Consider the following 2,867-nt stretch of genomic DNA (forward strand, 5'->3'; position numbering starts at 1 on the left):
GAATGGTGTCAAGGACGTGCTTGAGGCTCGTGGCGACCAGATCGTGCACGAACTCGATGGCTTTCACCGGGGTTACCAGCGTTCGGTCACCCAGCTGGCGGGCTTCCCCGAATCAGCGGCTTACTGCGCTGAATCACCGGATCGCAGCGCAACGCGGCGTACAGCGATGCTGGGGATCCTCTCGGCCTATCCAGCAAGCGATACAGGTATCCGCGGCGCCGCCTTGCTCGACGGCAGCGGGCGCGTCCTCATTGCCACGGAGTCGCCATTGATCGGTGTCGACCTCTCCGATCGTCCGACCGTGCGCGAGGCGATGCAGGGCCGTTCTGTTATTTCCGACCTCTTCATCTCGTCGCCTCGCAGTGGTTCCGTCCCGACGATTGCCTACCTCATACCGATCCCTGGGCCAAGCCAGCGCGTGGGGTGCATCGCCGTTCTGTGGGTGCATGCGAAAGCGCTGTGGGACACGGTCAAGGGATCCAATGCGCTCGCAGGCCCCGGCAGCTTCGCGGTTCTTTTCGATCGCGAAGGGATACGTATCGCGCACACCTATAGCGACGAGATCGTCTTCCACCCTGGTGGGGCATTGGATCCCGCCACCGTCGAGCGCCTCGTCACCGAACGCCGCTTCGGGGACAAGACACGAATGTTGCTCGAAGACGTTAGATCGTTCCCTGAGCAGTTCGACCGGTCCCGCGCTGCCGTGCCGTCCCCTGGCGTGTTCCGCGGTTTCGCCCCCGTCAATCAGACCTGGAACTACGGTGTCGCACGCCGGTTCGAGACGGTGCCATGGACAGTTTTCTACATGGTTCCTGAGGCTGCCGTCGTCGCGCAGATCACTGAGGCTACACGTGAGAGAGTGCTGATGTCGGCAGGGATCCTTGCTCTCGCCGCGTTCATCGGGCTGGTGTTTGCAGCAAGCATCCTGCGGCCCATTCGCGCGCTGGGCATGGCCGTGGAGGCCATCGCCAGCGGCGACCTGGCCGCCCGCATTCGGGGCCTGCGGGGCGACGAACTGGGGCAATTCGGTGGCAGCTTCAACGCAATGGCTGCTCGCCTCCAGGAGCAGGACACGGCGCTGCGGCAATCGCGCGATCAACTCGATCAGCTGGTGCAGCTGCGAACTGCCGAACTGACCCGCAAGACCCAGGATCTCGAAGCAGAGATCGTCGAGCGGGGACGCATCGAAGGCGCGTTGCGTGAACGCGATGTGGCCCTGCACCGTGCCCATGTGATGGCAAAGCTGGCCCATGTGATCACGCGACCCGATGGATCGTTCGAGGCATGGTCCGAGACATTGCCGCTGTTGATCGGGGTCGAGCCTGCCCGGATGCCTCAAAGCACCCGCGAGTGGATGAGCCTGCTGCATCCGGACGACCGCTCGACGTTCCGCAATACCAGCATCGCCGCCGGCGTTGCGGGCGTGCGTATGGACGTCGAGTACCGGCTTCGACGGGCGGACGGTATCGAGATCCATGTCCGCCAGGTGATCGAGCCGATTCCCAGAGTCGTCGATGCCGGCGGCAAGATGCGCTGGTTCAGCACCTTGCAGGACATCACCGAGCAGAAGCGAGCCAACGAGGATTTGCGCGAGAGCCAGCGGCTGCTGAAGGCCATCATCGACAACTCGGCGGCGGTGATCTATGTGAAAAACCTTCAGGGACGTTATCTGCTGGTCAACCGGCGCTATACAGAGCTGTTCCACATCAGCAACGAGGCAGTCGTCGGAAAGTCCGATCACGAACTGTTCGCTGCGGAGGTCGCGGATGCCCTGCGCAACGTGGACCAGCGCGTTGCCGCAGCGGATGCTCCACTGGTCGAGGAAGAGTTCGTCCCCCATGACGGTGAGCCGCACACCTATGTGTCGGTGAAATGCCCGCTGCGCGACCAGAATGGCAAGGTGTACGGCGTGTTCGGCATCTCCACCGACATTACTGATCGCAAGCGCAGCGAAGATGCCTTGCGGGCCAGCGAAGAACGCACTCGCCTGATCGTGGACACCGCGCTCGATGCCGTCGTGACAATGGACGGCACGGGGGCCATCACCGGCTGGAGCCCGCAAGCCGAAACCACCTTCGGTTGGACGAACGCCGAGGCGTTGGGACGGTCGCTGGCGCAGACGATCATCCCCGAGCGCCACCGCGAGGGTCACAGGCGTGGCCTCGAACGCTACCTTGCCACCGGCGAGGCCGCGGTTCTGAACAAGCGCGTCGAGTTGACTGCGCTGCATCGGGATGGCCACGAGTTTCCGATCGACCTGTCCATCACGCCGATTCGAACCGGAGCGACACCGGCCTTCAGCGCGTTCGTGCGCGACATCACCGATCGCAAGCTCGCGCAGGCGCGACTGGAGGCACAGCTGGAGCGACTGACCCTGCTGGACCAGATCACCCGCGCGATCGGCGAGAGACAGGACCTGCGCAGCATCCATCAAGTCGCGATGCGCAGCCTGGAAGAGCGCTTGCCGGTGGACTTCGCCTGCGTCTTGCACTTTGATGCGACATCCAACGCCCTGACGGTCATCCGCGTCGGCGCGCACAGCCAACCGCTGGCATTGGAGCTGGGGCTGGCAGAGAAATCGAGCGTCGAGATCGACGAGAACGGGCTGTCGCGCTGCGTTCGGGGCGAACTGGTCTACGAGCCAGACATCCGGCAGGTCGCGTTTGCATTTCCGCAGCGGCTCGCGCGGGGCGGCTTGTGCTCGTTGGTCATTGCCCCGTTGCAGTCCGAGAGCCGTGTGTTCGGCATCCTCGTGTCCGCGCGTCGGTCGCCGCAAGCCTTCAGCAGCGGTGAATGCGAGTTCCTGCGCCAACTCAGCTCCCATGTGGCGCTCGCCGTCCAGCAAGCCGAACTGCACGGAGCGTTGC

Annotated in this window: 1 protein-coding gene; it reads left to right on the plus strand. The window is 64.0% G+C overall.

Annotation, left to right across the window (positions count from 1 at the left end):
• Window positions 1-2,867 (plus strand): PAS domain S-box protein (locus AC1D01_RS28265; protein ID WP_477872324.1); only part of this gene is annotated, 2,867 nt, incomplete at both ends.

It is taken from the genome of Rhizobacter sp. P3_B12, from assembly GCF_056402895.1.